Origin of the sequence: Micromonospora sp. NPDC049580 (assembly GCF_040675595.1) — a bacterium.
In the GTDB taxonomy this organism is placed as follows: Bacteria; Actinomycetota; Actinomycetes; order Mycobacteriales; family Micromonosporaceae; genus Micromonospora.
Window position 1 is genome coordinate 1 of record NZ_JBFAPG010000648.1, and the last position, 2,797, is coordinate 2,797.

A 2,797-nucleotide genomic window follows, 5' to 3' on the forward strand; every position below is an offset into this window, starting at 1 on the left:
CCCGAGGCGGGGGGACGCGCCGGACATCCACGCCTCGGGCATCCACGCCTCCAGATTGCTGCGGCACGAGGAGGCGGCAGTGTGTCCTTTGGCTTGGGCAGCACGGCAGACCACGGCGCGAGCGGGAGTGGCGAGCTGGTGAAGCGAGTCTCGTACGACGAGTACGTCTTGGCGGTGGCGCTGACTTTGGCTCGCCGTCACCGGCCCGTCTGGTCCTGGCGGCATTGGCGGCGCATCTGCCGCTGCGGAGGCGAGCTGCCATGTCGAAGCCGCCACCGCATTCCGATCAACCGCGGCCACTGGCCCAGCCAGGATGGCCCGCAGTGACCACTCACCACCCGACCAAGCCGGCCTGGACGTGCGGCGCCTGTGCGGGGGAGTGGCCATGCGAGACCCGGCGCCGAGAGCTGCGGGCCGAATACGACCGAGCCCGAGTGTCGCTGGCCCTCTACCTGGCCGCCCATCTCGTCGACGCCGCGCAGGACCTGGTCCACGTTCCCGCCAGTCACCTGCACTACCGCTTCCTCGGCTGGACGCGATGAGCATCCTGCGGCCTGGCGACGAGAAGTTCCACTACAGCGACGGCTCGCACAAGTGGATCCCACCGAACCCGGACTACGACCAGGAAGTCTGGGATGAGCAGGTCCACCAACACAAGCAGGGCCACCTCAGGAACGAGCGCCCGAAGGTCCGCATCCAGCGCCTCGTCTGACGGCAGCGAAGTACAGCAACCGGCCAGCCGAACCGAGCCGAGAAGTGTTGCAGCAAGCCGTCCGACCTCGCACCAAGCCGTCCGTAGTTGCCTCAAGGCCGTCTCTACGTGACGGCGATGTCAGGACTGGGTGCGGGTCCACTGCTGGTTGGTGCCGGTTCCGCAGGTGTATTGGGTGATGTCGGTGCCGTCTGCGGTGCCGCTGCTCACCACGTCCAGGCACTTGCCGCTGTGTCGGGCGCGCAGCTGGTAGTAGTTGCCGGTGGCGACCCACTGCCACTGCTGATTGGTGCCCCCGCCACAGCTGTACTGGATGACGTTGGCGTTGTTGGCGGTGGAGGCGTCGGCGACGTCGAGGCATTTGCCGCTGTTCTGGTTGACGATCCGGAAGTAGCCGCTGCCGGCGTCGCGGAACTCCCACTTCTGGTTCGCGCCCCCGTTCCAGGACCATTGTTTGACTTCGGCGTTGTCGGTGACGGCCTGGTCCAGCACGTCGACCACCTTGCCGCTGTTGCGGTTGGTGATGCGGTAGTAGAGCGGCGCCTCCCCGGTGACGGTGCCCGCGGCGGCGTCGATGGTGATGGTGGGATACCAGGTCAGGCTCATGGTCGTGGCCGAAGGGAAGGCGATCGGCAACCACACGTACTGGGAGTCGTTGGCCGGCCCGCCCCAGGCGCCGGCCCAGCGGTCGCCGAGGTAGAGGTAGCTCGTCGACGACGTGCCCTGGATGGGGAGCACGAAGGCCGACTGGGAGCGGAAAGTGGTCGAGTCCCCGACGTTGGTCATGCCGGTCCACGGGCCGGAAATGCTGGACGCCGTGGCGTACCTGGCCTGGTTCGGGCTCCAACCGGTCAGGCCCGAGGTGAGCAGGAAGTAGGTGCTACCGCGCTTGAACAGAGCCGGTGCCTCACGGTTGCCGTCGTTCCAGAAGTTGCCGACCAGCGTGGCCACGGAGAGATAGTCGGCGGTGAGGCGATAGATGAGCAGGTCGCGGTTCTCGTCACCGGCGGAGGCCATGTAGGCGGTACCGCCGTCGTTGTAGAGCGTGATGTCTCGCGACATGTTTCCCAGCGGCCGGAAGCTGCCGTGGTACGTGTAGGTGCCGTCCACGGTGGCCGAGGAGGCGACGGCGGCCCTGGCCTCGCCGTAGTCGCTGCCGTTCTCCTTGTGCATCCACATCACGTACCTGTTGGTGCTGGCGTTGTAGATGACCTTCGGCCGCTCGATGTTGGCCGACTGCAGTTCCGCCGCCGACGACTGGGTCAGCACGTTGTTGCGGAACTCCCAGTCGCGCAGGTTGGTGGAGCGGTAGACGGAGACGGCCCGGAACGTGTTGTTGGCGTTGCGGTTCTCACCGAACCAGTAGTAGTAGTCGCCGACCTTGAGCACCCCACCGCCGTGCGCGTGCAGCAGGTTGCCGGCGGTGTCGGTGAACTGTGTGCCGTTGGAGATCGTGACCGGCGCGGCCTGGGCCGGGGCGGCGGCCATGGTGGTTACCGCCACGATCGCCGTTCCGACCAGGGTGAGCGCCGCCATCAGGGATGCAAGCCGTCTGTTGCGTCTCACTACGTTCGTCCTTCCGTGGGCGGGCGGCGACCCGCCGCCGACTGCGGACGACGGCGCCACCGTCCGAACCAATCCATCCATGAATGTACATCTGTCGTCGTCGACGACCTCATCCGCCGGCTGGTGCCGTTGTGGGAGCCAGTGAGTCCCACCGGGGTCAGGCGCGATCCGCGACCATCACCCGGCTGTGGGCGAGTGACGCACGGCGGATCGGCAGGGCGAGTGCCCGCGCCGTGTCGAGCAGGTCGTGGTCGCCGGTGACGGTGAAGCCGTGCCGGGCGAGCAGGGCGGTCATGGCGGCCGGCGTCCAGGTCGAGCGCCACGGCTCGGTCGCCCAGAAACTGCGCCGGCCGGTGGACGCCATCAGCACGCGTGCGACGAGCCGGCCCAGCGTCAGCGACTTCCCGGGGAGCTGGAAGTTGACGATGAGGCGACTCGTCGGCGCAGAGCAGACGGCGAGCGCGGCGACCGTCGTGGACACCTCGGCAGCCGTCAGGTACGGCACGACCCCCTCCCAGA

The 2,797-nt window shown here is 67.7% G+C and carries 3 protein-coding genes and 1 pseudogene; 2 read left to right on the plus strand and 2 right to left on the minus strand.

Annotation, left to right across the window (positions count from 1 at the left end; all coding sequences use genetic code 11):
• Positions 1–323: 323 nt before the first annotated feature.
• On the plus strand, positions 324–542 hold the full coding sequence (locus AB0J68_RS30435; protein ID WP_354856560.1) for a flavin reductase: 219 nt from the start codon (positions 324–326) through the stop codon (positions 540–542).
• Positions 539–712 carry a hypothetical protein gene (locus AB0J68_RS30440; RefSeq protein ID WP_354856562.1) on the plus strand — a complete coding sequence of 58 codons (174 nt, stop codon included), beginning with the start codon at positions 539–541 and terminating at the stop codon, positions 710–712. Before AB0J68_RS30435 ends, AB0J68_RS30440 begins: the two co-directional genes overlap by 4 nt.
• Positions 713–832: 120 nt before the next feature.
• Here the strand turns inward: AB0J68_RS30440 and AB0J68_RS30445 are convergent, their stop codons facing one another.
• Both AB0J68_RS30445 and AB0J68_RS30450 read right to left on the minus strand, forming a co-directional pair.
• Complete coding sequence (locus tag AB0J68_RS30445) at positions 833–2,278, minus strand: RICIN domain-containing protein (RefSeq protein ID WP_363942135.1); 1,446 nt, start codon at positions 2,276–2,278, stop codon at positions 833–835.
• A gap of 157 nt (positions 2,279–2,435) precedes the next feature.
• Positions 2,436–2,797: pseudogene (locus AB0J68_RS30450) on the minus strand (SAM-dependent methyltransferase); the annotation flags it as partial.